Annotated in this window: 2 protein-coding genes; both read left to right on the top strand. The window is 45.3% G+C overall.

The window, feature by feature from the left end:
* Window positions 1-2774 (top strand): DUF7507 domain-containing protein (locus tag AAA943_RS21720; protein ID WP_338226522.1); only part of this gene is annotated, 2774 nt, incomplete at its 5' end.
* 78 nt (window positions 2775-2852) lie between these two features.
* Window positions 2853-3022, top strand: a 170-nt coding sequence (locus AAA943_RS21715) for a type IX secretion system membrane protein PorP/SprF (protein WP_338226263.1), incomplete at its 3' end; no start/stop codon positions are given.

Raw genomic sequence — 3022 nt, 5'->3', positions numbered from 1 at the left:
TCGATGAGGAAGGCGATGTAATCGAGTACAGCTTGACGGTAACTAACACAGGAAACGTCACCCTGACCGATGTGACCATTACCGATCCGTTGACCGGACTGGATCAGAACATCGGAACCCTGGCACCGGGCGAAAGTGAAACCATCACGACGACCTATACGGTGACTCAGCAAGACGTGGACCGAGGCAGCGTAATCAACCTGGCTACTGCCACAGGTACTGATCCTGACGGAGGAGAGACCGAAGGCACTGACGAGATCGAAGTGACCGGGGAGAAAAACCCTGCGATCAGCATCGAGAAGAGCACGACCACCGAAAGCTTCGACCAGGAAGGCGATGTAATCGAGTACAGCTTGACGGTAACTAACACAGGAAACGTCACCCTGACCGATGTGACCATTACCGATCCGTTGACCGGACTGGATCAGAACATCGGAACCCTGGCACCGGGTGAAAGTGAAACCATCACGACGACCTATACGGTGACCCAGCAAGACGTGGACCGAGGCAGCGTAACCAACCTGGCCACTGCCACAGGTACTGATCCTGACGGAGGAGAGACCGGGGGATCAGGTTCGGTGGTAGTTGAGGGTGAAGGAAATCCATCCATTGATTTGACAAAAACAGCCGGAGTGGAAACCTACACGGAAGTAGGTCAAGAAATTCCTTACACTTTGGTGGTTACCAATACAGGAAATGAAACCTTGACTAATGTGGTTGTACTCGATCCACTGACTGGATTGGTAGAAACTATCCCAAATCTTGATCCCGGAGAATCTGTATCTATTGAAACTACCTACGTGGTCACCGAGGGAGATATTTCGGCTGGAACCATTACCAATACTGCTACTGCGACTGGAAATGCTGCAGATGGACAATTAGTGGAAGATAGTGCAAGCACCTTGATTACGGTAGGTATTTTGCCTGGAATACAGATTGAAAAATCTGTGGATAAAACTGCAGTGATTGCGGTAGGGGAAGTGATTAACTATACTTTGGTGGTGACCAATACCGGAAATTCAATCTTGGAAGATGTAGTAGTGACTGATCCCTTGACTGGATTTGAAGAGGAGATTCCATCGATTGCACCCGGTGAATCAATATCCTTTGAAACTACCTATACCGTAACTGCTGAAGATTTTTCTGAAAAAGAGGAAATAGTCAATGTGGCCTTTGTTTCTGCTCCTAATCCTGGTGGTGGTGAAAACTTGACCGATCAGGATGAAGTGACTACAGACCTGCTTTGTGAAGGGCAGACTTTAGTTACGGGTTCCTTATTTACGGTGATTGGAAGAGAGCCTCTAGCAAATGTTCCAGTAATATTGATTCCAAAAGAAAATACGGATGGAGATACCATTTTGGTACTGACTAACAGCAATGGTCGATATGTCTTCAGGGATGTAAATCCTGGAGATTATTTCATTTACGTTTTGGATCAAGTTCTGCTTACCAGTAAAGGTTTAAGGCCGGTAGATGGGGATACGGCAAGTATTACTGTTCAGCCTTGTGTGTATGAGGATGTAGATTTCAGATACGCACCCTCTGGTTCAGGCCCAGCATTTAATTTAGTCCTAAGTGGATTTGTCTGGTATGACCTGAATGGGGATGGAGTCCAAAATGAATGGTATGATGCCAATGGAGATGGAGAAGTCACTCAAAATGTGATCAGCCCGGGTGAGCCGCTCAACGTGTTCAATTGGGAATGGATAGATCTGAATGGAGATGGTAGCTATTTGGGTCCAGAGAATGAAGGAGAATTGAATAAAGCTGGATTTGGGAATCCTGATGGCACCAATATTCAAATTAAAGGACCGAATGAGTATGAGGCTACAGCTACGGTTGGCCAATTCGGATTCTGGAGGCATGAATTGAACAAGGCTGATCCGTATGGGGAATATGAAGTCACCTTAATTACTGACCCGGTATTTGATGCGGTTGGACTTCAATTAGGCGCTTCTGGTTTAGTGAAAAACCTACCTGATCCTTCAGGACGATTAGCCGATTTGGAAGCAGAAAGAAGGTTAGTCTGCGAGATCACCACCCCTGTGGTCCAGTTTGGGACAGTTTCACCAAATAATCTGATCAGCTTTGACTTTGACTATGGTTTGAGATGCTTCTTGGTAGAGGATGAAGTCAATCTGGCGGTTGAAAAAACCAGCTTTGACATTGAAATCTACGAGGGGGATGAATTTGTCTACGAAGTCAAACTTCGAAATATCGATGATACCGATGCTTCGGAGGTTATTTTAATAGATGATCTGCCTCTCAATGTAAGCTACCTAAGTTCTGAAATCATTTCCAATCCATCCGGTGCGGAGGTGACATTGACCGTTTCGGGTAATCGACTGACATGGAACATTCCTGAATTTACCGCAGGTGCAGAACTAGTAGTAGAAATACGTGTCAGAGCAGGTGATCCAGGCCTCATTACCAACATTGCTGAGGTTTCTGCTAGCGAAAATGACATAGATGAGCAGGATAACCGGGCTGATGATGTCAATGAGATTCTTCCATTCAGAATACCGAATGTGATTACTCCTGGAACTATAGATGGAGACAATGATACCTTCGAAATTCTAGGCTTAGGCAAGTTTGTCAGCAATGAAATCGTCATCTTCAACAGATGGGGAGATCATGTTTTCGAAACGGAGGATTACCAAAATGACTGGAATGCACCAGGCCAGGTAGCCGGGACTTACTTCTACGTGCTAAAAACCATTGACCGTGAAGGTAGACCACATGAATTCAAAGGTTGGATTCAGGTGATTAAATAAAATTTTAGAATAATGGGATTGAAAATCAAGTAATTGAGGATCAGGCCCATTCATTAATGTCCAGTATTTCTTTTAAATATGAAAACGACTTTTAAAATCATAGCAATGACCCTTTTGTTAGGCATTTGGTCTTGGGGGAGTAGTTTTGGCCAGCAGCTGCCTCAGTTCAGCCAGTACATATTCAACGGGCTGCATGTGAATCCTGGATATGCGGGCTACAAGGGGGAGCCGTACATCCAGACGACCTA

Source organism: Algoriphagus confluentis (assembly GCF_036245625.1).
Taxonomy (GTDB): Bacteria; Bacteroidota; Bacteroidia; order Cytophagales; family Cyclobacteriaceae; genus Algoriphagus; species Algoriphagus confluentis.
This window is presented reverse-complemented; position numbering and strand designations above follow the sequence as displayed.